The sequence below is a fragment of the Asaia sp. HumB genome (genome assembly GCF_030263835.1).
Lineage (GTDB): Bacteria > Pseudomonadota > Alphaproteobacteria > Acetobacterales > Acetobacteraceae > Asaia > Asaia bogorensis.
Genome location: NZ_JARPML010000002.1, coordinates 2,219,990 through 2,245,776, shown reverse-complemented (window position 1 = coordinate 2,245,776; position 25,787 = coordinate 2,219,990). Strand labels below are relative to the sequence as shown.

At 59.9% G+C, this 25,787-nt stretch carries 24 protein-coding genes; 8 read left to right on the top strand and 16 right to left on the bottom strand.

Annotated features, from left to right (window positions below):
* Window positions 1-18: 18 nt before the first annotated feature.
* On the top strand, window positions 19-801 hold the full coding sequence (locus tag P5689_RS11210; protein ID WP_023979049.1) for a class I fructose-bisphosphate aldolase: 783 nt from the start codon (window positions 19-21) through the stop codon (window positions 799-801).
* Between the two features lie 176 nt (window positions 802-977).
* Complete coding sequence (locus P5689_RS11205; RefSeq protein WP_285533195.1) at window positions 978-2,216, top strand: FGGY family carbohydrate kinase; 1,239 nt, start codon at window positions 978-980, stop codon at window positions 2,214-2,216.
* A 46-nt stretch (window positions 2,217-2,262) separates the two neighbouring features.
* Here P5689_RS11205 and P5689_RS11200 read toward each other — a convergent pair whose 3' ends face one another.
* From P5689_RS11200 to pstS, 3 genes are all read right to left on the bottom strand, one after another.
* On the bottom strand, window positions 2,263-3,111 hold the full coding sequence (locus tag P5689_RS11200) for a fructosamine kinase family protein (RefSeq protein WP_285533194.1): 849 nt from the start codon (window positions 3,109-3,111) through the stop codon (window positions 2,263-2,265).
* Between the two features lie 15 nt (window positions 3,112-3,126).
* Window positions 3,127-3,594, bottom strand: a complete 468-nt coding sequence (locus tag P5689_RS11195) for a low molecular weight protein-tyrosine-phosphatase (protein WP_031241004.1) — start codon at window positions 3,592-3,594, stop codon at window positions 3,127-3,129.
* A gap of 238 nt (window positions 3,595-3,832) precedes the next feature.
* Window positions 3,833-4,825 (bottom strand): phosphate ABC transporter substrate-binding protein PstS, encoded by a 993-nt coding sequence (gene pstS / locus P5689_RS11190; protein WP_285533193.1) that lies wholly within the window; start codon window positions 4,823-4,825, stop codon window positions 3,833-3,835.
* Between the two features lie 138 nt (window positions 4,826-4,963).
* Here pstS and P5689_RS11185 point away from each other — a divergent pair, with 138 nt between their 5' ends.
* The gene (locus P5689_RS11185) at window positions 4,964-5,335 is read left to right on the top strand and encodes a DUF4870 domain-containing protein (protein WP_023979054.1); all 372 of its coding nucleotides are present in this window, start codon (window positions 4,964-4,966) and stop codon (window positions 5,333-5,335) included.
* Between the two features lie 270 nt (window positions 5,336-5,605).
* On the opposite strand, the gene P5689_RS11180 is transcribed toward P5689_RS11185, so the two are convergent.
* From P5689_RS11180 to P5689_RS11150, 7 genes are all read right to left on the bottom strand, one after another.
* On the bottom strand, window positions 5,606-6,679 hold the full coding sequence (locus tag P5689_RS11180) for an ATP-binding protein (RefSeq protein WP_285533192.1): 1,074 nt from the start codon (window positions 6,677-6,679) through the stop codon (window positions 5,606-5,608).
* Between the two features lie 84 nt (window positions 6,680-6,763).
* Complete coding sequence (gene phoB / locus P5689_RS11175; RefSeq protein ID WP_023979056.1) at window positions 6,764-7,459, bottom strand: phosphate regulon transcriptional regulator PhoB; 696 nt, start codon at window positions 7,457-7,459, stop codon at window positions 6,764-6,766.
* A complete protein-coding gene (gene phoU, locus P5689_RS11170) occupies window positions 7,456-8,172 on the bottom strand; it encodes a phosphate signaling complex protein PhoU (protein ID WP_023979057.1) in 717 nt (238 codons plus the stop codon). Before phoU ends, phoB begins: the two co-directional genes overlap by 4 nt.
* 31 nt (window positions 8,173-8,203) lie before the next feature.
* On the bottom strand, window positions 8,204-9,010 hold the full coding sequence (gene pstB, locus P5689_RS11165) for a phosphate ABC transporter ATP-binding protein PstB (RefSeq protein WP_285533190.1): 807 nt from the start codon (window positions 9,008-9,010) through the stop codon (window positions 8,204-8,206).
* 19 nt (window positions 9,011-9,029) lie between these two features.
* Complete coding sequence (gene pstA, locus P5689_RS11160) at window positions 9,030-9,899, bottom strand: phosphate ABC transporter permease PstA (protein ID WP_408868545.1); 870 nt, start codon at window positions 9,897-9,899, stop codon at window positions 9,030-9,032.
* A complete protein-coding gene (gene pstC, locus P5689_RS11155; RefSeq protein ID WP_023979060.1) occupies window positions 9,896-10,870 on the bottom strand; it encodes a phosphate ABC transporter permease subunit PstC in 975 nt (324 codons plus the stop codon). The genes pstA and pstC overlap by 4 nt, the downstream gene beginning before the upstream one ends.
* Window positions 10,871-11,007: 137 nt before the next feature.
* Window positions 11,008-11,946: a glycosyltransferase family 2 protein gene (locus P5689_RS11150; RefSeq protein WP_285533188.1), complete on the bottom strand. Its 939-nt coding sequence runs from the start codon at window positions 11,944-11,946 to the stop codon at window positions 11,008-11,010.
* Window positions 11,947-12,096: 150 nt separating this feature from the next.
* Here P5689_RS11150 and P5689_RS11145 point away from each other — a divergent pair, with 150 nt between their 5' ends.
* Window positions 12,097-14,601, top strand: coding sequence for a glycosyltransferase family 2 protein (locus P5689_RS11145; protein ID WP_285533187.1), 2,505 nt, complete (start codon window positions 12,097-12,099; stop codon window positions 14,599-14,601).
* An 82-nt stretch (window positions 14,602-14,683) separates the two neighbouring features.
* On the opposite strand, the gene P5689_RS11140 is transcribed toward P5689_RS11145, so the two are convergent.
* Complete coding sequence (locus tag P5689_RS11140; protein WP_285533186.1) at window positions 14,684-15,859, bottom strand: MFS transporter; 1,176 nt, start codon at window positions 15,857-15,859, stop codon at window positions 14,684-14,686.
* 86 nt (window positions 15,860-15,945) lie between these two features.
* Here P5689_RS11140 and P5689_RS11135 point away from each other — a divergent pair, with 86 nt between their 5' ends.
* The 3 genes from P5689_RS11135 (at window position 15,946) to P5689_RS11125 (ending at window position 18,821) form a co-directional block, all read left to right on the top strand.
* The gene (locus P5689_RS11135; RefSeq protein ID WP_023979064.1) at window positions 15,946-16,323 is read left to right on the top strand and encodes an AtzH-like domain-containing protein; all 378 of its coding nucleotides are present in this window, start codon (window positions 15,946-15,948) and stop codon (window positions 16,321-16,323) included.
* Between the two features lie 231 nt (window positions 16,324-16,554).
* The gene (dps, locus tag P5689_RS11130; RefSeq protein WP_023979065.1) at window positions 16,555-17,091 is read left to right on the top strand and encodes a DNA starvation/stationary phase protection protein Dps; all 537 of its coding nucleotides are present in this window, start codon (window positions 16,555-16,557) and stop codon (window positions 17,089-17,091) included.
* 299 nt (window positions 17,092-17,390) lie between these two features.
* Entirely contained in the window at window positions 17,391-18,821 is a 1,431-nt protein-coding gene (locus P5689_RS11125; protein WP_023979066.1) for a hypothetical protein, read from the top strand.
* A gap of 125 nt (window positions 18,822-18,946) precedes the next feature.
* On the opposite strand, the gene P5689_RS11120 is transcribed toward P5689_RS11125, so the two are convergent.
* The 4 genes from P5689_RS11120 to ahpC all read right to left on the bottom strand — a co-directional run bounded on the left by P5689_RS11120 (window position 18,947) and on the right by ahpC (window position 23,447).
* Window positions 18,947-19,930, bottom strand: coding sequence for an aldo/keto reductase (locus P5689_RS11120; RefSeq protein ID WP_023979067.1), 984 nt, complete (start codon window positions 19,928-19,930; stop codon window positions 18,947-18,949).
* Between the two features lie 58 nt (window positions 19,931-19,988).
* Window positions 19,989-21,101, bottom strand: coding sequence for a DNA topoisomerase IB (locus P5689_RS11115; protein ID WP_023979068.1), 1,113 nt, complete (start codon window positions 21,099-21,101; stop codon window positions 19,989-19,991).
* A gap of 139 nt (window positions 21,102-21,240) precedes the next feature.
* Window positions 21,241-22,800 carry an alkyl hydroperoxide reductase subunit F gene (gene ahpF / locus P5689_RS11110; RefSeq protein WP_023979069.1) on the bottom strand — a complete coding sequence of 520 codons (1,560 nt, stop codon included), beginning with the start codon at window positions 22,798-22,800 and terminating at the stop codon, window positions 21,241-21,243.
* Between the two features lie 83 nt (window positions 22,801-22,883).
* Window positions 22,884-23,447: an alkyl hydroperoxide reductase subunit C gene (gene ahpC / locus P5689_RS11105; RefSeq protein ID WP_285533184.1), complete on the bottom strand. Its 564-nt coding sequence runs from the start codon at window positions 23,445-23,447 to the stop codon at window positions 22,884-22,886.
* 143 nt (window positions 23,448-23,590) lie between these two features.
* On the opposite strand from ahpC, the gene P5689_RS11100 reads away from it, so the two are divergent.
* The gene (locus P5689_RS11100) at window positions 23,591-24,532 is read left to right on the top strand and encodes a hydrogen peroxide-inducible genes activator (RefSeq protein WP_023979071.1); all 942 of its coding nucleotides are present in this window, start codon (window positions 23,591-23,593) and stop codon (window positions 24,530-24,532) included.
* 112 nt (window positions 24,533-24,644) lie between these two features.
* Here P5689_RS11100 and P5689_RS11095 read toward each other — a convergent pair whose 3' ends face one another.
* Window positions 24,645-25,274 (bottom strand): hypothetical protein, encoded by a 630-nt coding sequence (locus P5689_RS11095; RefSeq protein WP_023979072.1) that lies wholly within the window; start codon window positions 25,272-25,274, stop codon window positions 24,645-24,647.
* Window positions 25,275-25,787 lie beyond the last annotated feature (513 nt).

The window sequence follows — 25,787 nt, the reverse complement described above, 5'->3', positions numbered from 1 at the left end:
CCAACGGAGTCCTTTTTCATGTCCATGACCTATCGCCTGCGCCGCACTTTGCCGAGCCATCGCGCTGCCATCATCATGCCTGTCGATCATGGTCTGATTTTCGACCGCATCGAAGGCCTCGAAACACCCTCATCGCCTTTCGCTCGCTGGGCAGGCAAAGGGATAACGGGTTTCATGCTCACGCCGGGGCAGGTGCGCCAGACCGAGAGCTTCTTTGCAGCACATCCCGAGCTCACGCGCGTTCTGACCATCGATACCTATTACGATTATCGTCAACTCGATGGCGCCGGCTCGCATGACCTGATCACCACCGTTGAGGACGCCGTCCGGATGGGCGTGGACGCCGTAAAGATGCTCTTCCCGTGGAATATGTCGAACAGGGAACGCGTGGCGCTCTGCCATCGTATCGGCAAGGTGATTTCTGCCTGCGATCGCTGGGATATCCCGCTGGTGCTCGAACCTGTCCTGATCGGTGCCCCCCGCACGGAAGAGGTCATCATCGAAGAAGAGAAGATCGCCCGTATCGCCTATGACCTCGGTGCGCATGTAATCAAGATCGCCTTCCCCGGCGAAGCCCGTACCAGGCGAATGGTCGAGGAACTGCGCGTTCCCCTCGTCATTGCCGGTGGCCCCCTTGCTGGCAGCCCGGCTGATACGCTCGACGCCGTCGGTCAGACGATACGTGCGGGCGCACGCGGCGTCATCGTCGGGCGCAATATCTGGCAGCGCGACGAAAAGACTGCCGGTGATCTGCTCGGGCGGCTCGATGCCCTGAGCCGCTCAGTGCGCTTTGCCGACTGAGTGTATCGCGGTAGCGTGGATGGCCTTCCAGCGACGGAAAGATCGTCATGGGTTTCGATCAAGTGGCTGCCGGTATCGATATCGGCAGCACCAATCTCAAAGCCATCATCATCACCCCTGAGGGGATGGTCGTGGGCCGCGCCTAGGTTCCCACACCCAGACGCCCCGACGACCAGATGATCGATGCCACATGTCTGTTCAGCGAGGTGAGTGGCCTGCTGAACAGGCTGTGTGGCAGCCGCTACCGGATACGAGCCATAAGCACGGCGGGCATTGGCGAGGATGGCACGCTTGTGGACGCGCAGCTGCGGCCATTCTCTGCCGCTCTTCCCTGGTTTGCCACCGAGCGACAGGCGCTATTCGAGATGTTGTCTCCGTCGCTTGCGCCCTCACCCCTGACAGGAATCGACCCTGATCCGTTTCGCACCCTGACGGGCTGGTACTGGGCGGCCAGACAGGAGGGACATGAGCGCGCCTATGCCTGGCTGGCTTTGTCGGATTACGCGGCGGCCCAGTGGTGCCAGTCCGCTTTCATGAGCGACTCACTGGCCGCCCGCACAGCGGCCTACCTCCCACAATCCGGCGCATGGGACGACGCCCGCGTGACAGCCACCCTTGGTAAACGCGGTCTCCTGCCCCCTGTCGTCCGGACGGGGCATATTGTCGGCCCCGTTACCCGCACGGGCCCGGAGAATTCGGTTTTCGCCCCCGACGCCCTCGTGGTAGCCGGGGGGCACGATCACCCGATAGGCGGATGGGGCATCACACAGCTGAGCCCTGCGGCCATTCTTGACTCGATGGGGACAGCGGAAGTCGTCGTCACGCAGAACGCGCCGTATCCTGTGCCCTTCCCGGCAGGCATCGATGTCGCACCAGGCATCCTGTCGCAGGGCGCAACGCTTCTTTGCGTGGAAGAGCTCGCCCGCAACCTCGCCTGGGCCTCTCAGGACAGCGCGACCGGCGCAATGATTGCGGGATTGTTCTCCGGTGTCAGCAAGCCGGATTCATTTCTGGAGAGCGGCTGTTTCATTCCCGGCTCTCATGGTGGACATGCCCCCGCCTTTACAGACGATGCGCCGCTCGCCCCCCTCTCGCGAGCCTCTGCTGTTGTCGGCGCGCTGGCGCGTGCCGGAGAAACCGCAATTGAGAGAATCAACCAGCTCCGTGCCGCATCATGGCAGGCAAATCCTGCTCAGCCCGATGTCGGGACCACGCAACCCGACCTCTATCTTTCGGGCGGATGGTCGCGTGCGCCCGGCTGGGTGGCCATCAAGCGCCAGCTTGGATCACACCCTTTCAGGATCGTACGCGAGCCAGAACTGACTGCAGCAAGCGCTGCGCTCCTCGCAGCCCGTGCCTTGGACTGGACACCATCGGTCATGGATCTGCTCATGCCCGAAGAACAGCACCTGTGAATCGGCGAGGGTCGCAGGCTTTACAGCCTGCGCAGGGTCAGCGGCCTCAAAGCTCCAATGTATCGAGCAGGCTCTGCACAAGACCCAGATAGGTGGCCCCGAACAGACGGTAATGCACGAGTGCAGGCCAGAGACGATAGACATTGATGCTGCGTTCATACTCTTCCGGCAACGGACCGTAACTGCGCCAGAACGCCTCTGGCGGCGTCGCAAAAAGCGTCAGTATGGCGAAATCCGCACTCGCATCGCCGATATAACAGGCAGGATCGATCAACACGGCGCGTATCCCGCCCTCAGGCGCGGGCGAGGTGATGAAATTGCCGGTCCAGAGATCACCATGCAAAAGCGTGGGGCGCGGGGCCGAGGGCAGAAAACGATCGAGAGTTTGCGACAGGTGATTGACCCGTGCCGCCACTTCCCTGGGGAGGCTATCGAGGAAGGGCCTTAACCGGCAATCCCGCCAGAAATCACGCCAGTCGAGCGTCCAGTCATTAATGATAGGCACCGCGCCAAAAGCGTAATCCTCGTCCCACCCATAACGTGGAGGCTGCTTCACCTCATGCAGGCAGCGCATCGCCTGCCCCAGCGCCGACCACGCCTCGTCGCCTTTACCGCCCTGAGGCACATAGCCCAGAGCGAGCAGATCACCCTGCACCGCCAGAACGGGCGGAACAGCGACACCTGTTGCTGCCAGCGCATCGAGCATGGCCGCCTCAGTGGCGACATGAGGCCCATTCTTGACAACGACACGGCGCCTGGACGCGAAATCGAGCTGCCAGATGTCAGACAGATCGCCTCCACCAAGGGATCTCACCTCGAAGGCGCCCTCCTCCCCGATCAGGGCCGCAATCTGAGCAAACCGGGACGCGGCCTGTTGAGCGGGGTGAGTTGTCATCAGGGGAGCCCCTTTTCAGGAATCCAGCGTGAAACTGGCCAGATGCACGCAGCCTAGAGCAATTTCCTGCCACGCCGTCTCGAAATCGATGTCCTTGCCATAGAAAGGATCAGAGATTTCCTCACCAGCGCGCTCAGGCACATAATCCATTAGCAGGCGGATACGCTCCTGTTCCGCCTCCGGGGCCAGACGACGCAGGGCACGCAAATGCCCTGAATCGAGCGCGATGATATGATCGAAACGCGTGAAATCGTCTTCCTGGACCTGCCTTGCGACATAGGTATCGATATCGAGCCCGTGCTTCTTGGCAACGCGCCGCGCACGGCTGTCCGGGGCTTCGCCCACATGCCACACACCGGTGGCCGCCGAGTCGATATCCAGAGTCAGACCCCGACGGGCCGCCTCGGCGCGCATGGCCGCCTCGGCAAGGGGAGAGCGGCAAATATTGCCCGTGCAGACAAAAAGAAAGGAAGGCAAAGGCATAGGATCATTCCCGCAGAATCTCTGGTGCCGTTCCCAAACCGGCTGTTACTCACCGGCCTTGGAAGGATCTGAACCAGAATAGACAGCCCGTGACGCTTGGAAATGCCATGGCCTATCAAGACTTTGCTACTGTGTGGCAAGGGAACTTTCAGCCCCCGGCCCTATCAGGCGTCAGAGAGACCCTTTCACGAAATCTGCGCCAGTCGTGTCGGTTCGTGCAACGTTCTGGCAGCCGGGTTCAGTGCGGCCAGCCAGCCAGAATATCGTCACGCACCGCATCGGGCACAGTGATGTAGTCGAGCTTTCGCGCTTCCTGCTCACCCTCGCGCAAGCCGATCTCGAAGAAACGCCTCGTTTCCGGCTTCACCCCAATCGGCACGATGGCGTAGGTCGCGCTCATGATCGGCCAGGCATTGTCGCCCGCACTATCGAGCAGATCCACCACATGGTGGCTGGCATGGGCCCAGTCGGCCTGCGAAGCGGCGGCCATGAAGCTTTGAGGCGAGGCCGTGACGTAGGCACCGTCATGGCTTTTCATACGCGCCATCGGAATGTGGTTGTGGCTGGCATAGGCATATTCCACATACCCAATCCCCCCCACGGTCTCCTTAACGCTGGCCGCGACACCATCATTGCCCCGTGCGCCTGCGCCATCGCGCCATGCCACAGAGGTCCCCGCGCCGATATGAGCTTTCCATTCAGGCGAGACGTGGGAGAGATAGGAGGTAAAGACAAAGCTCGTTCCCGAGGCATCGGCACGATGGATCGGTGCCACATCCGCATCTGGCAGATTCAGCCCGGGATTCTGTGCCTGGATTTTCGGATCATTCCATTCGGTGATGCGCCCGTCATAAAGGGCCGCCAGGGTCGGTCCGTCGAGTTGCAGCGCCCCGGCCGGAATACCGGGAACATTCACGATGACCACAATCGCCCCAAGCGCCGTGGGGAACTGGTAGAGGTGATGGGCATCGAGCAGGGCAGTCGCTGCGGGCTTGTCCGACGCGCCGAAATCGACCGTACCGGCCACGACCTGATTGAGCCCCGCGCCCGAACCCACGCTCTGATAGTTCACCCCAAGCCCCGCCTTTGCCTTGGCGATTTCGCCCCAGCTTTCATAAAGCGGCGCTGCAAAACTCGACCCGGCACCGGTCACGCTCTGGGCGTGTGCGGCGGGAGCGGAAATGACGGCTGCCAGACCGAAAAGCAGAAGGGAGCGGGAAAGCGAACTCATGACACCGATCGATTTTCTGTAACCACAATGTTGCTCTTCAGGATAGCCTGAACGAGCGGGCTGATGATACGATACCATATCCCGCCAACAGGCCTAATACCGCATCGGCCCGACAGGATTTCAGGAGCGACTCCTTCCATGCAACCGAGCTTTACACAAACCTGGCCTGCTTCGCCCCGAAGCGACCGTGCAAGACGCTGGGCCTGGATCGTTCATATCCTTTTCATCGCCTCGTTCTTTTTCGGCATCACCAGCATACCCGGTGTGATTGTTGCCTATCTCAAACGCGGTGACGCGGTGGGGACGATCTATGAGAGCCATTTCATCTACGCCATCCGCACATTCTGGCTCGGACTCCTGGGGGCCATCGTGGCAGGACTACTCTGCCTCGTGATGATCGGTTATGTCTTGCTTGGTCTGCTTTTTGTCTGGTGGCTGGTCCGGGTCATCCGCCCCATCGTCGCACTCGTTGATGAATCACCCATGCGCAATCCGCGCGGCTGGTTCTGAGATCGCGGCCGCAAGGCCGGTCCTGATGGTGCAGATACTTCCTGCCTTTCTACCCTAGAGGAAGGCAGGCCTCACCTCTTGGCTCGCCCGCATCAGTCAATGAGGAACCCGTATCGCGGTGCCGCGCCCCGGTGAGGTTTCGAGATCGCCTCCCCTCGCCCCTGCCAACGACGCGCTTTCCGGTATCTGAACCGAGCAGCCTCAGCCATTGCGCCAGATTTTCCGCCCTTCACCGTGAACCTGAACGGGCCTAAACCAGCTCTTTGCCGCTCAGCTCGTTCGGGGCAGCCAGATGCGGCAGGTCATGCCCTTGCCCGGTGCGCTTTCGATACGCAGGCGGCCGCCATGTCGATCCACGATATGCTTGACGATTGCCAGTCCGAGTCCTGTGCCTGATTGCGAGGCGGTGGCGCGCCCCTCGACACGATAGAAGCGTTCGGTCAGGCGGGGCACATGCTGGCTATCCACACCACGGCCATTATCCGCAACGGTTATCTCGATACCCTTGCCGTTCTCTGCGGTGATCCCGACCCGTATCTCGATGGCGGGGCCGCCATATTTGAGGGCGTTTTCGACCAGATTGAGCAACACCTGAACGATCTGGTCCTCATCTGCCGGGAAGAAAAGGTCATCCTCGGTCGGCAGGAGGATCAGTCTGGCATCGGATGACCGTATCAGGATCTGACTGTCTTCCAGCAGACGATCCATAAGGTCCTGTGCGGACACCATGTCATGAGGCCGCATATGTTCGAGGCGCTGCACACGCGACAGATAAAGCAGGCGCTCGATCAGCCGCTCCATACGCGCAGCCTGTGCCGCCATGATGGCCAGAAACTGCTGCTGTGCCGCAGGGTCATCGGCCGCCGGCCCCTGAAGCGTTTCGATGAACCCGATGAGTGATGCCAGAGGGGTACGCAATTCATGGCTCGCATAGGCCACGAAATCGGCGGGCATCCGATCTACGACCTCGAACTCCGAGCAGTCTTCCAGAACAGCGAGCACGCCCTCTTCCCAGCCTATGGCGCTGGCAAAGCGCTCCGGCCATTTCCGGAAGGTCACCTGCACGATCCGACGCACCGGCACGTCAAGTTCGACACGCGTGACGACACCCGTTTCGGGGGTCAGCGTTGCGAGAACAGATTGCACCGCAGGATGCCGGATGACCGCCCCGAGCGCGTCACCAAAGACAGCATGTGCCACACGATTGGCATGAAAAATGCGCCCGCCTGCGCCTAGCAGCACAGCGGGAATAGGCAGGAGTTCGCAAAAGACCGGGGCCTTGGGAGCCTCCCCCGGCTGGGTGTTCACCAGCGCGACAGGGGTCGGCAGGCGGGCGAGGCGCAAACGTGACTGTCGCCATGTAAGCCCCCACCCAAGACATGAGCAACCAAGAAGGATTGCAAGCAGAGCCGTCAGGGTCGTGGTCTCTCAGGCCTGATCGTCAAGGGCATAACCGGCAGAACGCACGGTCCTGACGTAATCGAGTTCCGTGTCGAGATTGAGCGCCCGACGCAATCTGCGGATATGCACATCGATGGTGCGCAGTTCCACATGCACGTTGGAGCCCCAGACTTTCTGAAGCAGATCCTCGCGTGAGAAAACCCGGCGCGGATGACGCATCAAAAATTCCAGCAGGCGGAATTCGGTCGGGCCGAGGGTCAGGGCACGGCCATTGCGCTCGGCACGATGCGTCTGCAGATCGAGCGTCAGATCGGCAAAGCTCAGGACATTCTGCTTGACGGGCTGCGTACGGCGCAGCAGGGCGCGCAGGCGGGCGTCGAGCGCCTCGATGCTACAGGGCTTGGCAATATAATCATCGGCACCGCTGTCGAGCCCGCGAATACTGTCCTGCTCGTCGGCACGCGCCGTCAGCATGAGCACAGGCAGATCGTGCAGCGAGGCTGTGCCCCTGATGCGACGGCAAAGATCGATGCCCGACATACCCGGCAGCATCCAGTCCAGCACCATCGCATCCGGACGCGAGCGAGAGATGAACTCCCAGGCCTGCTCGGCCTCAGGGAAAGCCGATACGTCATAACCGAGCTTGTCGAGGTTATAGCGGATCATGAGTTGCAGGGAAGGATCATCCTCAACCACAACGATTTTCACCAGAGAGCCACTCATCGCGAAACCAGATCATCCCCGGCTGCCAGACCACCGCGCGGGCGCACAGAAGGCAGGTTCTCCCCCGTCACGGCGTAATAGACGCGCTCGGCAATATTGGTGGTGTGATCACCGATGCGTTCAAAATTCTTGGCAATGAACAGCAGATGAGTGCACGGGCTGATGTTGCGCGGGTCCTCCATCATGTAGGTAACGAGTTCACGGAACATGGCGGTGTAATACTCGTCCACCTCACGATCGGCCTGCCAGACTTCGGTTGCGCGATCGGCGTCCTGCTGGGTCACGGCATCGATCACGCGGCGCAGGTTCTCCTGCACCAGTCGTCCCATGCTGCGCAGACCCGAAAGCGAGATCTGGCGATCAACCAGATCGAAACGCTGACTGCGACGGGCGATCGAGGCGGCATAATCGCCAATACGCTCAAGGTCGCCGGTGATCTTGAGCGCGGCCACGATCTCGCGCAGATCGCCCGCCATCGGGCTGCGCAGCGCCAGAAGGCGGATCGCCAGGGCCTCGACATCGCGCTCGAGCATATCCACCTGCGGGTCCTGCGCAGGGGCCGCCTGAGCGGCATCCTCATCGTGCTCGGTCACGGCCGCTACGGCCTGCGCCACCTGGCTTTCGACAATACCGCCCATACGCGCCATCATGGCGCGCATCCGGTCCAGTTCCTGCTCGTAGCTCTTGACTGTGTGAAGGCTGTCCGCTGGCATAATTGCGTATCCCTACCCGCTTGGGGAAAACTTAACCGAAACGCCCGGTGATATAATCCTGAGTCTGCTTCTGACGCGGATTGGTGAACATCCGGTCAGCGCTGTCCATCTCGATCAGGGAACCCAGATAGAAAAAGGCGACCTGATCCGCGCAGCGTGCCGCCTGCTGCATGTTATGCGTCACGATGGCAATCGTGAAATCCTGCTTGAGCTCGTCAAGAAGCTCCTCGATACGCGCGGTCGAAATCGGGTCCAGCGCCGAAGTCGGCTCATCGAGCAGCAGCACTTCGGGCTTGGTCGCAATGCTGCGGGCAATGCAAAGACGCTGCTGCTGCCCACCCGACATGCCCGCTGCGGGTTCCTTCAGACGATCGCGCACTTCCTTCCATAGGGCCACGCGCGTCAGTACATCCTCAACACGCGCATCCATTTCCGAGCGCGAGAGCTTCTCATGCAGGCGCACACCAAAAGCGATGTTGTCATAGATCGACATCGGAAACGGGGTGGGCTTCTGGAACACCATGCCGATACGCGAGCGCAGCATGTTCAGGTCGAGCGCCGGATCAAGGATATCCGCCCCGTCGAACAGGACCGATCCTGTTGCTTTCTGCCCCGGATACAGATCGTACATCCGGTTGAAGATGCGCAACAGCGTGGACTTGCCGCAGCCGGAAGGGCCGATCATGGCCGTCACGTTCTGCTTGCGAAAATCCATCGTGATGGATTTCAGGGCCTGTTTTTCGCCATAGTAGAAGTCGAGTTCGCGCACCGCCAGCGCCGCCTCCGGCGTGGTCGGAGCCGACGATGTATGGGGGAAATCCTGCAGGGCTTCGCTCATGAGCGTGTCGTCCTCTTGCTTATGACTGTTTGCTGCGGAAGCCGAACCGCACGATGATATTGATACCCAGAACGCCAAGCGTCACCAGAAGCGCTCCCGTCCAGGCCAGACGTACCCAGTCATCATAGGACGCGCCAGCATATTGGTAGATGGCGATGGGAAGGCTCGCCATGGGTTTGTTGAGACTGAACGACCAGTTCTGGTTACCAAGCGAAGTGAAGAGAAGCGGCGCGGTCTCACCGCTCACGCGGGCAAGCGCGAGCAGGATGCCCGTGAGAACGCCCGGCGCTGCCGAACGCAGGCACAGGAACAGCACGACGCGCCAATGAGCCGCCCCAAGGGCCGAGCCAGCCTCACGCATGGCCACGGGCACGAGGCGCAGCATATCCTCGGTTGTGCGCACGATGATCGGCACAGCCAGAATGGCCAGCGCCACCGATCCAGCGAGCCCGGAAAAGTGGCCGAAAGGGGCCACAAGCACGAGATAGACGAACAACCCGATCAGAATGGACGGAGCCGAGAGAAGTACGTCGGAGACGAAGCGCACCGACATCGCGAATTTCGAGCCGCTGCCGAACTCTGAAAGATAGATCCCGCAGCCAAGACCGACCGGTGTCGCAATGATGAGCGCCACGGCTGTCTGGATCAGGCTGCCGAGAATGGCATTGGCCAGACCGCCATTGCCGCCCGGCGGCCCCATGGGATGAAGCAATGCCGCCAGAGACAGCCCTGCAAGACCGTTCCATAGCAAAGTCCAGAGAATGGAAACCAGCGCCAGCACGAGTATGCCCGTTGCGGCAAGGCTCATGACAGTCGCCAGACGGTCCATCACGAGCCGCTGTGTGGCGCGCGGGTCCTTGCGCCATCCCGCTCCCATAGTCTTGCTCATGCCCGTTTCTCCCGCAGCAGCCAGCGTGCAATGGCGAGCGTGGTGAACGACAGCAGCATCAGGATGAAACCCAGAGCCAGCAGCGAGGAGAGCTTGAGGCTGCCTGCCGCACTCTCAGGGAATTCGAGCGCGACAAGAGAGGCCACCGTATTGCGTGGTGCAAACAGTGACCAGCCAATCGTATTGGCATTGCCGATGACGAAGGTGACCGCCATAGTCTCACCGAGGGCTCGCCCCATGCCGAGCACCACACCACCAATCATACCGGCGCGCGACCAAGGCACGATCACCCGGCGCATGACCTCCCAGCGTGTGGCGCCCAGCCCGTAGGCGCTTTCCTTGAGCATGGGCGGCATGACCGCAAACACGTCACGCATCACGGCCGTCACGAAGGGTGTGATCATGACAGCCAGAACGAGCCCACCCGTCAGCAGGCCATAACCGAACGGTGCGCCATGCACGAGCCAGCGTATGCCAGGCACATGGCCGAAATGATGCCGGAAGAAAGGCTGCACATGCTGCGCCATGAAGGGCACGACAATGAAGAAGCCCCACATGCCGAAGATGATCGAGGGCACCGCGGCGAGAAGCTGCACGGCAGTCCCGACCACACCGGCCACCATGGGCGGTGCGATATTGGTCAGCCAGAACGCCGCCCCGAAGGCCAGCGGCACACCGATCAGGATGGCGATAAGTGTCGAGCCGATCGTGCCGAATACAGGAGCCAGGGCACCGTATTCATTGGTGACGGGGTTCCATACATCGTGAAAGGCAAAGCCTGCACCGAAGGTGCTGAAGGCCTTGCTGCCTCCCATAGCCATGGTCAGAACAAGCCCGCCCAACGATACGAGCACCAGCAGGGCGCACGCCCCCACCAGCAGCCGGAATAGACGATCGCCCTTCCAGAACGGGGTTTTCCGGGCTTCCTGGAGCGGTGCAGGCTGGGTCCGCGGCGCGGCAGCACTAGTCATACGGTCGTTGCGTCCTGGCTCAAACAAGGCGGTGACAGAGGTCAAAGGCATCTTCTGCCAGTCTGTCGTGTAGCTTTCCAGCCCCTGTGAGACAACAAGCCTGTTCATGGCAGGCCTGTGAATATTTCATGACAGGGTCAGAAACTGCGCCCCTCGGCCCAGCCGTGAAGCAGATAATGCATCAACGGGCCGGGTGCCCAGCCCCGCACGTCGGGCTGGGCGTCTTCATAGGCAGCGGCTGACCAGGGGCTGGTCATGCTTGCATCCTGAAATAGGATCGGCCCATTTTCGACATGCGTTGGCAGCGAGGACGCCGATTTCGCCCATGGAACATACGCCTGGAGCAACCCGTCATACCGGGACAGAAAATGGCGCTCGTCCTCCAGAAGAACACCGACAAGATGACGCCCCGGCAAATTGGGGGTCGCGGCGTAGCGCATCAGGGCCGGCCGGTCATCCGGATCGAGAAGTGAATTAGAGAGCTTGAGACGAGCGCGACGCTGCATCTCTCCATAATCGTGATTATGCCAGTGCAGATAGGTAAAGCGTGTGAGCGCAAAGCCCGGTGCGCGCATCGATGTCGGGTTGTGCTGGCCGTTATCGACGACACCAACGCTGCGTGACGGCAAAAACCCCTTGTAGAATCCCGTGTCGACAGCAAACCACCCGCTACGCGCCGGCACATTGAACAGCGATGTAGCAATACGGAGGGCACGCGTCTCGCCGAGATGATACGCAAACTCACGCTGGATGACTGAAGGTTCTGTGGAGAGCCCCTCATCCCCCACCACGGCAAGAAACTCGTCGCAATCGACGGGAAGCGCGAAGTCATAAGGCGCGCCACGGTCCCACTCGCGTATCTGTTCGGCGAAATGCAGACCCTTGCCGTGGAAATCACCAGGGTCATCGCAGTCGCGTCGTACCGTGACACCACATCGTTCAGCCTGCGTCAGCAGATGAAGGGTCAAGGGGTCACGCGACCCGTTATCGAAGATCGTGAGGTTAGAAAACCCAAACACCCGCCCGTAATAGGACAGCCACGCCATAAGCATGGCGCCTTCGTCACGCTGCATCATCAGGACGCGAATTCTTGGAGCGAATGTAATGAAATATCTCCCGGACGGACAAAGCGGGGCATTTACCTAGCCATAACGCCGTATCTGCGGCATTGCTGACGCCAACGACCGGGATAAGGTCAACGATGCGACTGGCAAGAGAAACAGATCATGAAAACTGCCCCAGCCAACAGCCCCTTTATTGGTTATTGCGAAGGGCTCCAGAAGGAGACCCTGATTGGTTGGGCCGTCAACCGGCTTGATCCTTCAACGCCGGTGCGTCTTCATATCCTGATCGACGGGCAGGAAATCGCGCAGATCCTGGCCGACCAGTCCCGCAGCGACGTTCAGAATGCTCTGCGGACACCTCACGACAGACTGGGTTTCACCTTCTCCATTCCTGCAAAATTCATGGACGGCGCGCAGCATGATTTGTCCATTCGCCTCCAAGACCGAAATTCTTTGCCGATAAAGAACGATTCTTTACCTGAAGGAAGGGATTTAGTCTATAGATTTACTCTGGAATCCAGACCTGAATACACAAGCTGCGTCGATGGCATCAAGCAAGGCTCTCTCAAGGGCTGGATCCTGCAGAAGATGCCGACAGACGCAGACTGGCGCGGTGACTGCATTGTTTCGGTAACAGCCAATAATGTCCTGGTCGCCCAGGTGCGTGCCGATCGCTATCGTGGCGACGTTGCTGCCGCTGTGGGCTGCAATCCGAATTGCGGGTTCGAAATTCCCATCCCGCAGCGCTTTCGCGGCTCTTCGCCAAGAAGCTTTTCGGTCAAAGTCATGCCTGAGGGGGAACACCTCATGGGCAGCCCGTTCACAAGCTCGATTGCCGATGACGCGCTTGAAACGCGCCTTCTCGATATTGCCGAGACAATCGACCGCCTGCACCGCGAACTGACCAAGCTGCGCACCGAGATACGCGCTGCCATCCCCCAGGCAGGATATAATCTTGGCAATTACGACCGCTGGGCCTCGCTCTATTATCCGGCCCTGCGCGAGCGCACAGCGCTCCTGCGCGTCAAGGCCCCGCTTGCAGATGAACCGCTGATCAGCATCCTTTGTCCCACTTACAAGCCTCTGAAGGCAGACTATGTCACCGCCATCAACTCGGTCCTGAACCAGACCTATCGCAACTGGGAACTTCTCCTGATTGATGACGGCATGGTCTGCCCCCAGACGACAGCGCTGATGGAGGAATATGCCGCCAAGGACAGCCGTATCCGCGTTCTCCCGCTTGCGGAAAACCAGGGAATTTCCGGCGCTACCAATGCTGGCATGGAAGCTGCCAGGGGCGCCTACACAGTGTTTTTCGACCATGACGACATGCTGGTCGATGTCGCGCTTGAAGTCATGCTGCGCAAGGCACAGGAGAGCAATGCGCTCATCATCTATTCAGATGAGGACAAGGTTGATCTGGCCAATAACTGGCAATCCCCCAATTTCAAGCCTGATTTCAACTACCGCTACCTGCTGGGCTGCAACTATATCTGCCATCTCACGATGGTTGAAACCGCGACAATGCGCGCCATCGGCCCATTGCGCGCCGAATATGATGGTGCGCAGGATCACGATTTCATGCTGCGTGCCTGTGAAACCGTTCCTCATGATCGCATCGCCCATGTGTCAGAACTGCTCTATCACTGGCGCATGACGCCCAATTCGACTGCGGTGACGGTGGGCAACAAGAATTACGCCATCGCAGCCGGGGTGAAGGCCGTCTCGGACCATCTGACACGTCGGGGCTTTCCGGCCGATGTCTCGTCCATCAATGGCCTTACCCTTTACCGGGTGGACTGGCGGCTCGATGCCGCCCCCAGTGTCTCGATCATCATCCCGTTCAAGGATCAGATCGACATCACGCGCCGCTGCCTGGAAACCCTGCTGGAACGCACGGATTATCCGGATTTCGAGATTGTGCTGATCGATAACTGGTCAGTCACGCCCGAGGCACATGCCTTCATGCGTGAGTTCGGTGACCAACCCAATATCCGCTTTCTGACAGTGGAAGAGCCTTTCAACTATTCGAGGCTCAATAACCTTGCCGCGGCCGGATGCCGGTCCGACTATCTTGTGTTCATGAACAATGATGTGTTCGTCGAACACCCCAACTGGCTGCGCCTGATGATGAATGAAGCGCTGGCCGATACGGGCGTCGCCGCCGTTGGGGCGCGCCTGCTCTATCCCAACCAGACCATACAACATGCCGGTGTCGTGGTTGGCCCTGCTGGCGTGGGGGCCCATGCCCATCGCGGCTGCGGCCCCGAGGATTACGGCTATATCGGTCGTATCCTGCTCAGCCATGAGGTCACGGCGGTCACCGCCGCCTGCATGCTCGTGAAGCGCTCGGTTTTCGAGGAGGTCGGGCAGTTCGACGAGACCCATCTGAAGATCGCCTATAACGATGTCGATCTTTGCCTCAGGATCCGGTCGGCCGGTCATCGCATCATCTATTGTGCCGAGGCACTGGCCTGGCACCATGAGAGCGTCTCACGCGGCTCGGATGATGTGCCGGAGCAGGAAGCGCGCTTCTTCGAGGAAGGGCAGGTCATGCAGCAGCGCTGGGCCGGACACCCGCTCTATGAGCGCGACCCGGCCTATCCGCGCTTCTTCACCGTCGATCTCCAGCCCTTCTTCGATCTGGTCGATCCCCAGCGCAGCTGATCGGAATCACCCACATGAAGAACTCGCGTCCGTGACAAGGCGCTTGCCCGCGGGAGAGGGTATTCCCCTCTCCCGCCCCGGCTCACACGCGGGGTAAGTTGTTTTTCTTGGTTCTGAATTCGTCGGCAATGCTCAGCACATAGATGCCGAACCCGCCAAGCGAGAGCGCGAGCCCCACCCAGCCAACTGACGTCCAGCCAAGCCCTGCCGAGATGGCAAGCCCCCCCAGCCAGGGGCCGACCGCATTGGCGATGTTGAAAGCACTCTGGTTCAGTGCGGCGGCGAGGCCTTCCGCGCCAACCGCTACAGTCAGCAAGCGCGCCTGCACCACAGTGGCAAGACCGCCGCTGGCACCGATCATGAACACGTTGATGGCCAGAGGCACGAATTTATGCGCAGCCTCAGGAAAGCCCGCCATCGATGCCGCCCCCATGAGCAGCACACCCGCAAGGGTTGGCATCATCTTGTGATCGGCAAGCCAGGCACAGACCAGCGTGCCGATTGTCATGCCCACACCGAAAACCGCCAGCATGATCGGCACATAGGATTCCGGCACCTGCGTGACGTTGATCATGATTGAGGCGAGATAGGTATAGACGCAGAACACGCTGCCGAAGCCCACCGCACCGATGGCAAGCGTCAGCCAGACCTGTCGCAGCTTGAGCGCCGTGAATTCGTTGAGAATACTGGCATCCTTGCGCGGCGCATCCTTGGGAGCAAAGATACTCAGTAGAACGGCAGTGCACAGCGCCAGAAAGGCAATGAGGGCGAAAGCCCAGCGCCAGCCGACAATCTGACCGATACCATTCGCCAGCGGCACACCACCGATGGTGGCAATGGTCAGGCCCAGAATGACACGGCCCACAGCCTGGGAGCGCTTGTTAGGCGGCACGAGTGATGAAGCCAGAATGCCGGCAATGCCGAAATAGGCGCCATGCGGCAGACCACTGATGAACCGGCAGGCCAGAAACAGCAGATAGTTCGGTGCGATCGCACTGACACCATTACCGATCATGTAAAGCAGCATCATGCTGATCAACATGGTGCGTCGGCTGATCCCGGCGCTGAAAAGGGCAATGGTCGGCGCCCCGACGCACACGCCTGCCGCATAGAGCACGATGGCATGACCCGCTTCGGGATCGGTCACCCCAAAGCTGTGGGCAATCATGGGCACAAGGCTCATTGCGGCAAATTCTGCCGTGCCGATTGCAAAGGCCCCGAGCCCAAGACTAAAAAATATGATGCGAATGTCGCGCATCGACCGAGCCAGATCGCCAGATCCCAAGCTGCTCATGCCACCCTCAGCCAGTATGAAGAATGATTCCCGTGAATAAGGGCGCGCCCATGGACCTTACCGCATACCCCGAGACGATTTCTGCCCTTACCCTAGCTTCGGACCAATACGAAGAGGCTCTGGCGCAAAATGATGTCACCGCCCTTGATGCGTTGTTCAGCAATCAACCGAACGTGATCCGCCTCGGCGCGACTGAAAACCTTTTCGGACCGGAAGAAATCGCTGCGTTCCGCCGTGAACGCACAGGTGGCGCTCCCCCCCGTGAACGCCTGCGCCGCGACATCATTTCTCTTGGTGCCGATGCCGGTTGTGTCACCATCCTGTTCCGCAATCTGCGTACCGGGCGCATCGGTCGTCAAAGCCAGACCTGGATCCGCCAGGACGCGACGTGGAAGGTCATTGTCGCGCATGTCTCGTTTCTCACGTGATCTGCCTGCATCAGAGCGCTGAGTATTGAAGGCATGAGAGACGGGACCTGGTTCGGAACGCATCAGGAATTACCGTGACTGACGACCGCGTCCTTCACACGATGATGAACTATTCGACATGAATAAGAGCCCCAGTTTGACGAGGCTCTAGCGCAACCGGCTCCCCTCAGGCACGTTGGGAGATCATCGCTTTGCGCGAATGTCCGACATCAAACTTGTTAGGGTAGATCAATGACCACGAAACACGCGATGCATACGACCCAGAATGCTCTGAAGTCCAACGCCAAGACCGTGTCGATTGAAACGCTCAATGCCCGCCTTGCCGATCTGATCGATCTGGCGCTGATCACGAAGCAGGCACACTGGAACCTCAAGGGGCCGCAGTTCATCGGCGTGCACGAAATGCTCGATGGTTTCCGTGACAGCGTTGACGATCTCGTGGATAAGGTTGCCGAACGCGCCGTGCAGCTCGGTGGCACCGCCTATGGTACAGTGCAGGATGTCTCGAAGAATTCAGCCTGCACGCCCTACCCCACTGACGTGTACAAGATTGCCGATCATATCTCCGCCCTGATCGACCGCTACGCAACGGTTGCAAACAATGTGCGCGAGTCTATCGACGTGACGGACGAAGCCGGCGATGCCGATACGGCCGATCTTTTCACCGAGGCGTCGCGTGCGCTCGACAAGCATCTGTGGTTCCTCGAAGCACACACGCAGGAGCCGACGGGCGAGATGCGCGATGGTGACCATAAGGGCGCGCGATAAGTCCTGCCGGCCTTTCTGACAGGAAGAAATAATGAGAGCCCCATCGTAAACGCTACGATGGGGCTTTTTCATGACCTAGCAGTCAGATTCGGGGCAGAATCTACTCTATGCTTCTGTAAAAGCAACGATTATCGATCACCGACCAATCGTTATTTTATCGTTTTATGATATTTAACGGTTACATCGGATTACTTGCCATTAAATATCTTAAAATAACGTAACTGGTATAGTTATCTAGCAATCTTTAACGGCACAATCCTCCTAGCGCCCCCGGGCTTTTTTTTAGAGGGTGAACCGTTTTGACCATTGTCACGATTGTAGGCACATCAGGTACAGCTATTCAGGTCACTGTCGGGGGCGGCAAGGCACAGACCCTCGCCCAGACTTATGCCCAACAGATGTCCGATGCCTATAAACGGAACGATCTCAAAACAGTTCTTGTGACCGACTCTACCGCCCGGACAATCACCACGGGTAATACGCTGCTTGAAGGCTTTGTCACCACCGGTGGCAGCTTTGCGCCTCTCGGCACCTACGATTTCATCGGTGTGGGTGGGTGGGCCGGGAGCGGCATTCAGTCAGGCGAGACATTGCTGAATGAGCGTGTGACCATCGACGGTAGCGGTGTGACGCCGACTACGACCCTCTCGGTCCTGGGCGGTAGCACGGCAGGTCTGACCTATGAGGCTGGAAGCGGCAACGGTAGCTTCCTCGGCCTCTCCGGCGACAACTATTTTAACGGGAACACCCAGAGCGCCAGCTGGACCATCCTTACCGGCGACGGCAACGATACGATCCTCGCGACCAACGGCATCAACACCATCGATGCCGGAACCGGTCGCAACGTCATCCAGCTTCAGCAGGGCACGAACTATGTCGCCTCGGAAGGGCAGGACACGATAACAGGTCAGGAAGGCGGCAGAACCGTTCTGACGCTGACTGGCGGCAACGCCCTGGTCACTCTGGGCAGCAACAGCTACGTGAGCGACGAGGCGACGATTGGCAGCCATATCACGATAGGTGATGACAGCACTGTCCAGGCGGGTCAGGGCTCGACCATTGTCTTTTCAGGCAAGAATGGCACAATTTCCGGGGTGCATAACGATACGGTCTCGGCGCTCGGCAATCTCACAGCCCTGAGCGGTAGCGCGCAGACCCTCAGCGTGAACGGCGCACTTCAATTCATTGCAGGCACTGGCGCAACCCGGATCACTGCCGATCAGGCCACGCTGTGGGGCGCCGATGGCCTGAGCGCCAACATCGACGTGAACAAGGCCTCTCTCTGGACCGGTAACCAGTCCGGCAGCAGCAGCGCCGAAATGATCAACGCTTCGTCATCGAAGGGATCGTTCGAGGCCTGGACCGGCGCAGGGCAACAGACGATCATTGGCAGCGAGGCCTCGGATCATTTCGTGTTCGGCACCCGTTACAGCGGCAATGAGGGCGAGACCTACGTCACGGTGACAGGCGGCAATGTGGCGGCAAACACCTTCGGCGTGCTGGCTGGTCACACGGCAGGCGACGTCACCATCACAGATTTTTCGGCTGTCAGTGGCAACAAATTCTTTATGTATAACTACAAGCCGGCGGATGCCGAGGCTGCTGCGAAGGAGTTGCTGGCCACGGCCACAGTGTCAGGAGGCAACACCGCCATCATGCTCGATAACAACATGAAGGTGACCTTCATGGGTGTGACCGATCTGAAGGCCAGCAGCTTCGATATCAGCTAATCCAACCCCGGCTGACGACCGGAGGACCGCCCCACGTCATCGCCTGCCAACCACGACGGGACGCGTGAACAATTACCGATCACCCACCCTGCGCTGTCCGTCACGCAGGGTGGGCGTGCGTTTGTTCAGCGATTGACCAAAGCCATATTGCTCTCATTGTAGCGCAGGCCTGTAACGGTCCCGGCGCTAAGCGCCTTGTCGAGCACAACCATATCCTCATCACCAAGACGCACGTCCAGTGCACCCAGATTCTCATCCAGATAGCTCTGTCGCTTCGTGCCTGGAATAGGCACGATGTCCTGTCGCTTTGCCAGCAACCACGCCAGGGCAATCTGGGCCGGTGTCGCGTCATGCTGGCTGGCAATCACACCCACAATCTCGGCTGCCTTCTGGTTCGCTGCAAAGGCTTCACCCTGAAAGCGCGGGTCAGTATGCCGGAAATCGGTCGCCGGATAGGATTCCGCGGGCTTCGCCGTCCCGGTCAGGAAGCCACGGCCCAGCGGGCTGAACGGCACGAAACCAATCCCCAGTTCACGCAGGGTAGGCAGGATATCGGCCTCGACATTACGCTCCCACAGCGAATATTCGCTCTGTACGGCTGTGACGGGATGCACGGCGTGAGCCTGCCTGATGGCCGCTTTACCAGCTTCCGACAGGCCGAAATGCAGAACCTTCCCCTCCTCGACAAGCCGTGCTACCGCGCCCGCCACATCGGCCATGGGCACGGCCGGGTCCACACGATGCTGATAGAGCAGGTCGATATGGTCGGTCTGCAGACGTCGCAGCGACGCCTCGACCACTTCCCGGATATGATCGGGGCGACTATCGACGCCGCAGGATTTTCCATTGTCGATTTTGAAGCCGAATTTTGTGGCGAGCTTCAGGGCACTGCGCCGTCCTGCCAGAGCGCGGCCCAGCAACTCCTCATTCAGAAACGGCCCGTAGACCTCGGCCGTATCGAACAGGGTAATGCCACGCTCTATCGCGCGGTCGAGTGTGGCCAGGCTCTCGCGTTCATCGGCAGCACCGTAGGACTGGCTCATCCCCATGCAGCCCAGCCCCAAAGCCGAGACGCGCAGCCCTGATGCTCCAAGAACGCGATATTCCATAGACCGACCCCTTTACCTGCAAAACTTTCAATCCGGCAGAAACAAAGCGGGGCGCGGGTCAGGGTTTCTTGCGAGACGATGGTCTTTTGGCAGGTTTATCGAGCAAGCGGCTCAGATACCCCACCATGAGCGCCTCATCGGCGCTCAGGCTGGTGCGTGCGCTCTCCTGTTCCAACAGGGTCTCAGCCTGACGAGCAAAGGCTTCGCGCAGGCTTCCGTCTAGATAACCGGTCAGGATCTGCGGATGGATATAGCATTTGCGGCACACGGACGGGGTGTTCCCCAGTTGGGACGCGACATGCTCGATCGTGCGCAGGATGTTTTTCTTGGCCCTGGCACGGCTGTCGCTTGCCTCGAGGCTGGACAGCGTGAGCGCTGCCAGATGGGTCGCCGCCCAGGTTCGGAAATCCTTGGCAGTGATATCCTCTCCGCTGATTTCCTGCAGATAGGCATTCACGTCCTGAGAGTGGATCTCGTGCGGTTCGCCCTCATCATCGAGATACTGGAACAGTTTCTGTCCGGGCAGATCCTGCAGCCGTGAAATCACGCGGACGAGTTTGGGGTCGCGCACGTCAAGATGTGCCTCGATCCCGTGTTTGCCCCTGAAGTCCAGCGCCAGCTTTCCTCCCTCGATATGCGCGTGCCGATGCCTGAGTGTCGTCAGGCCAAAGCTGCGATTATCCCGGGCGTAGGTCTCGTTGCCGATACGCGCCATTGTGCGCTCCATAAGCCGCACCACAGCGGCCAGCACGCGCGCCCGGTTGAGGCTGGGATGTCTGAGGTCGTCATCCACGCGCTGTCGTATCAGAGGCAGCTTGTCGCCAAAGACCAGCATACGCGCAAATTTGTCCTCGTCACGGATCAGGCGCCATCTGGGGTGGTAGCGATATTGCAGCCGGTTCCGGCTATCCTTGCCCACCGCCTGCAGATGCCCCTTCGGGTTGGCGCAAATCCATACGTCCCGATAGGCAGGAGGAATTGCGAGCCCCTTGATTCGTGTGAGTTCCTCTGGGGCTGTGATACGATCTCCCGAAGGGTCACGATAGAAAAACCCCTTACCTGCGCGGTGGCGGGTGATACCGGGGCCGGAGCGGTCCACATAGGTCAGGCGAGCGGACCGGGCATGTTGGCGCGCCTCCTGCTCGGCACTCGCTGTTGTCTGGCTTTGCATGGCACCCATTCTCCCGCTTCGCGCGGGTTGGTCCCCGTGCATGGGTGGAGAAAAGCGCAACAGGGGCAGGAGGGTTCCCCCTCCTGCCCCCGCCCTGCAAGTCCACGGCCTGACCCGTGCCCGATTGTCCCCGCAGGCGTTACTCGGCAGGCATACGGATCAGATAGTCGAAGGCGGAAAGGGCGCTCTTCGCTCCCTCGCCCACGGCAATCACGATCTGCTTGTAGGGCGTCGTCGTCGCATCGCCTGCGGCAAAGACGCCCGGCACAGAGGTTGCGCCGTGATCATCGACCTTGATCTCGCCGAAATCGTTCAGTGCCAGAGTATTGCGCAGCCACTCGGTGTTGGGCAGCAGACCGATCTGGACGAACACGCCTTCGAGCTCGATCCTGTGGTCCTTGCCATCGCCACCACGATAGGTCAGGCCGTTGACCTTGTTACCGTCACCTTCAATGCGGCTCGTCAGTGCCTCGGTCAAAACCGTCACATTGGGCAGGCTGCGCAGCTTGTCCTGCAATACCTTGTCGGCCTTGAGCTTGGAGCTGCGCTGCAACAACGTGACATGCCCGACGATACCGGCCAGATCGATGGCCGCCTCGACACCACTATTGCCGCCGCCAGCCACGGCAACACGCTTGCCCTTGTAGAACGGGCCATCGCAATGCGGGCAATAGGCCACACCCTTGGTGCGATACTGCTCCTCACCCGGCACACCCAGCTGACGCCAATGAGCCCCTGTGGCCAGAATGACTGTACGGCTGTGCAGGATCGCACCGCTCTCAAGCGCTATGCCATGCAGCCCACCCGGTCGCGCGGCGGGGAAGAGTTCCTTGGCACGCTGACCGGAGATGATCTCCACATCATAGCTGCGCACATGGGCTTCGAGCTGGGCGGAGAGCTTGGGTCCCTCGGTTTCCTTGATCGAGATGAAGTTCTCGATCCCGGCCGTGTCCATGACCTGACCACCGAAGCGATCAGCCACAAGCCCCGTCCGCAGTCCCTTGCGTGCTGCGTAGATGGCAGCTGACGCGCCAGCAGGGCCGCTGCCGATGATCAGCACATCGAAGGCAGGCATGTCCTTCAGACGCTCTGCCGCACGACGCGGGGCGTCGTCATCCAGCTTGGCGAGGATCTGGTTCACATCCATGCGGCCAGAACCGAAGGCCATGCCGTTCAGATAGACCTGTGGCACAGTCATGATGTTCTTCGATGCCACTTCCTCCTGGAACAGGGCACCGTCGATGGTCGTGACATTGATAGCCGGGTTGAGCACGCTCATGGCGTTCAGGGCCTGCACCACATCAGGGCAGTTCTGGCACGACAGCGAGACGAAGATCTCGAACCGGAACTCGCCTGCAAGCCCCTTGATCTGCTCGGCAATTGCCGGCTCGATCTTGGGCGGATGGCCACCCGCCTGAAGCAACGCCAGCACGAAGGAAGTGAATTCATGCCCCATCGGGATGGCCGCAAAATTCACGCCATGTCGGCTGTCGCCACGACGGATCAGGAAGGACGGACGACGCTCGCTGACACCGTCTTCCGAATAGGTCACTTTATCGGAAAGGGCAGCAACTTCCTGAAGGAGTTCACCCATCTCCCGCGCTTTCGCGCTCCCGTCGAGGGACGCTTCAAGCACGACCGGGTGGCCCAGATTGGCGAGATAGGTCGAAAGCTGTGACTTGATGGGGTCCTGCAACATCAGGCTGATCCTGCTCTTTCCGAAAAACTGCGCCGGATGATTCCGGCGGGGTTGGCCCGGCATGAAAGCCGGGCCAGGCGACCTCAGATCTTGCCGATCAGGTCGAGCGACGGGGACAGGGTGGCTTCACCCTCTTTCCACTTCGCAGGGCAGACTTCGCCCGGATGCGACGCCACATACTGGGCTGCGTGGATCTTCTCGATCAGCTCGGCAGCCGAGCGACCGACGCCACCGGAAGTGACTTCGATGTACTGGATCTTGCCTTCCGGATCGATCAGGAAAGTGCCGCGATCGGCCATCCCGGCTTCCTCGATCATGACATCGAAGTTGCGGCTGATCGTGCCCGTCGGGTCGGCCAGCATCACATACTTGATCTTGCCGATGGCCGGCGACGTGTCGTGCCATGCCTTGTGTGTGAAGTGCTTGTCGGTGGAGACCGAGTAGATCTCGACGCCAAGCTGCTTGAAGGTCTCGTAATTCTCGGCGAGGTCTTCAAGTTCGGTCGGGCAGACGAAGGTGAAGTCAGCGGGGTAGAAGAAGAAGACAGACCACTTCCCTTTCACATCGGCTTCAGACACCTTGATGAACTTGCCATCATGATAGGCGTCGGTCTCGAAAGGCTTCACGGTCGAATTGATGCGTGGCATGCGATATGCTCCCTTTTCACATCTCTGTTTGATGACGGGCTCGTTGTCCCACGAACACGAACGCCCCGGAAATCGTTTCTGTCAATGGCAGATATAGGCAAAACCGCTTTCACAAACCGGTCGCATTGGTCCTATCTATGGATATGACCTATATTCCTCTTTCCGGGCTTTCCCTGCGTGACATCGAGTATGTGGTGGCTGTCGATGATCTTCGCAATTTCTCGCGTGCCGCCGAACGATGCGGTGTCAGCCAGGCCGGATTGTCGGAACAGGTCCGCAAGCTTGAAATGCTGCTCGATGTCACATTGTTCGAGCGCTCACGCCGCCATGTAGCCCCTACGCCCGATGGTATCCGGCTCATCGCTATGGGCCGCGAAGTTCTGGCGTCTGCACGCGCCATGATCGAGGCCGCCCGCGCCCGCACGGGTCCGCTGGAGGGATTGCTGCGCATTGGCGTCATCGCAACGCTGGGCCCTTATTATGTGCCGAGCCTTCTGCCCCTGTTGCGCCGGTCCTATCCGGAACTGAAATTGCAGCTGACCGAGAGCCTGACCAACACGATGCTGGCCCGCCTGCGCCAAAACGAGTTGGATCTCGTCTTTGCAGCCTTGCCCGTCTCGGGAGAGAGCTTCGAGACCGCGCCACTGTTCGAGGAGCCCTTTCTGGCTGTTTTCCCTCGCATGCACCCATTGGCAGAGCGCGAAACACTCGCCATGCAGGATCTCGCGGGTGATCATGGCGAGAACGGCTTGCTACTGCTCGAAGACGGCCATTGTCTGCGCGACCAGGCGCTGGCTGTCTGCGGCATGATGCCCATGCGCGACCAGCAGCGCCTTGCCACCAGTCTGGAAATGCTCTGGCACATGATCGGTGCCGGCGAGGGCTATTCGCTCATTCCGCAACTGGCCCTGCGCAACCGTGCCGAATGGGACGAACTTGTGGTCACGCGCGCGCTTCCCTCGGCCAGCCGTCAGATCGGTCTGGTCTGGCGCAGTTCAGACCCGCGTGGTCCGGCCTTTCGCGAATTTGCGTCCTTCCTCAGCCAGCATATCCCCGAAGGTTGCCGTCAGGCTGGCGCTGCCTGAGACGGTCCGTGGAACGGCACAACCCGTTTTAGCGAGTACCGAGTCTGCCGCCTTTCCGGCGGCAAGGTATCGAGCACGATGAGGTCGTCACTCTTGGTGGCCTTGGCTCGGCCTAGAAAAGCCAGCTCCAGAATCCCTTGTCCTTGAGGTCGTTCTCACAGCTGGCATATTGCGCGGCATAGACGTTGGCCCGTGCACCTACCTTGCGCGCGACGGTCATTAGCCACCCCTTGCTGGCATAGGATCGCTTGCGGTACCCGCCCCAGCCCTCGTGATAGGCCAGATATTGCCGCATCCCATCCGTCACGGGCACTCGGTTCTGCTTGCGGGTGTTGGTTACGTACCAGTTGATGAAATCGAGCGAGTCGGCGAAATTCTCACGACTGGCGCTGGTATCGGTCGCCTTCTGATAGTCCTGCCAGATATCCGTCTTGGCCTGCGGGTACCCGTAAGCCGTGGTGACGTAGCCCCAGGGGATGAACCACAGAATGTAGGTGCGCTTCGTATGCAGATTACTATGGTACCCGGATTCCTGATACATGATCGCCATCGGAACGGAGAATGGCACATTCCATTTCTTCTCCTGACGCAGCGCCGCATGATACCAGCCCCGCTTTTCGTGAAAGACCGAGCAGATATCATCAGGATGAGCAGGCGGCGCGGGCGTACAGGCAGCGAGGCTCAAGGGAACGAGGCAGCCGCCTGCGAGGCCAAGACGCCTCACCGATTTTCTGGACGACAAGATCGACACCACCCCTCGGAACCTGTTGCCACACCACGCCCCGACATGCCGTCCGGGTACTTCTCTCATAGCACAAATTATGTCGGGCTTATGGTTGATCGGCTGGCACAGCACCATCGGCGGAATCGTCCGGTGCCGTGCAGTGCCCTTGGAGAGATGCTAACCCGATCGCCCTGACACTCCCTCATACAACGCAGAGACTTAAGCCCCTTACTATCGTATCAGGTAACGGGTCGAATGGGGCGGCGGCGGCGCCCCCCTCGTGATCTCGTGAACTGGACCGGGCTCAAGAACAGGCGTGCAGCAATGTCTGATCTCCTGGGGCTTATCCCAGCAAGCAGCGGAGCAAAACCACAGTAGCTGGAAGACGTCATCCAGGGCTGGATAAACCCGGAGAGATTTGATGCCTCCTAAGCAAAGCCCCTGCCCTGACCGACGACATCTGGAGCTTCAACGCCCTGTCCATGTTCATGACGCGGCGAAACCATCCGCCTCCTTACGCTGGGGTTCGGG

Excerpts from the sequence above, each read along its gene's own strand:
- P5689_RS11185 (WP_023979054.1), top strand. The coding sequence starts at position 4,964 with ATGCAACCGAGCTTTACACAAACCTGGCCTGCTTCGCCCCGAAGCGAC.
- P5689_RS11115 (WP_023979068.1), bottom strand. The coding sequence starts at position 21,101 with ATGCAAAGCCAGACAACAGCGAGTGCCGAGCAGGAGGCGCGCCAACAT.
- ahpF (WP_023979069.1), bottom strand. The coding sequence starts at position 22,800 with ATGTTGCAGGACCCCATCAAGTCACAGCTTTCGACCTATCTCGCCAAT.
- P5689_RS11100 (WP_023979071.1), top strand. The coding sequence starts at position 23,591 with ATGACCTATATTCCTCTTTCCGGGCTTTCCCTGCGTGACATCGAGTAT.
- dps (WP_023979065.1), top strand. The coding sequence starts at position 16,555 with ATGACCACGAAACACGCGATGCATACGACCCAGAATGCTCTGAAGTCC.
- P5689_RS11205 (WP_285533195.1), top strand. The coding sequence starts at position 978 with ATGATCGATGCCACATGTCTGTTCAGCGAGGTGAGTGGCCTGCTGAAC.
- P5689_RS11140 (WP_285533186.1), bottom strand. The coding sequence starts at position 15,859 with ATGCGCGACATTCGCATCATATTTTTTAGTCTTGGGCTCGGGGCCTTT.
- P5689_RS11145 (WP_285533187.1), top strand. The coding sequence starts at position 12,097 with ATGAAAACTGCCCCAGCCAACAGCCCCTTTATTGGTTATTGCGAAGGG.
- pstB (WP_285533190.1), bottom strand. The coding sequence starts at position 9,010 with ATGAGCGAAGCCCTGCAGGATTTCCCCCATACATCGTCGGCTCCGACC.
- pstC (WP_023979060.1), bottom strand. The coding sequence starts at position 10,870 with ATGACTAGTGCTGCCGCGCCGCGGACCCAGCCTGCACCGCTCCAGGAA.
- P5689_RS11200 (WP_285533194.1), bottom strand. The coding sequence starts at position 3,111 with ATGACAACTCACCCCGCTCAACAGGCCGCGTCCCGGTTTGCTCAGATT.
- P5689_RS11210 (WP_023979049.1), top strand. The coding sequence starts at position 19 with ATGTCCATGACCTATCGCCTGCGCCGCACTTTGCCGAGCCATCGCGCT.
- P5689_RS11135 (WP_023979064.1), top strand. The coding sequence starts at position 15,946 with ATGGACCTTACCGCATACCCCGAGACGATTTCTGCCCTTACCCTAGCT.
- pstS (WP_285533193.1), bottom strand. The coding sequence starts at position 4,825 with ATGAGTTCGCTTTCCCGCTCCCTTCTGCTTTTCGGTCTGGCAGCCGTC.
- P5689_RS11150 (WP_285533188.1), bottom strand. The coding sequence starts at position 11,946 with ATGATGCAGCGTGACGAAGGCGCCATGCTTATGGCGTGGCTGTCCTAT.
- phoB (WP_023979056.1), bottom strand. The coding sequence starts at position 7,459 with ATGAGTGGCTCTCTGGTGAAAATCGTTGTGGTTGAGGATGATCCTTCC.
- pstA (WP_408868545.1), bottom strand. The coding sequence starts at position 9,899 with ATGAGCAAGACTATGGGAGCGGGATGGCGCAAGGACCCGCGCGCCACA.
- phoU (WP_023979057.1), bottom strand. The coding sequence starts at position 8,172 with ATGCCAGCGGACAGCCTTCACACAGTCAAGAGCTACGAGCAGGAACTG.
- P5689_RS11120 (WP_023979067.1), bottom strand. The coding sequence starts at position 19,930 with ATGGAATATCGCGTTCTTGGAGCATCAGGGCTGCGCGTCTCGGCTTTG.
- P5689_RS11195 (WP_031241004.1), bottom strand. The coding sequence starts at position 3,594 with ATGCCTTTGCCTTCCTTTCTTTTTGTCTGCACGGGCAATATTTGCCGC.
- ahpC (WP_285533184.1), bottom strand. The coding sequence starts at position 23,447 with ATGCCACGCATCAATTCGACCGTGAAGCCTTTCGAGACCGACGCCTAT.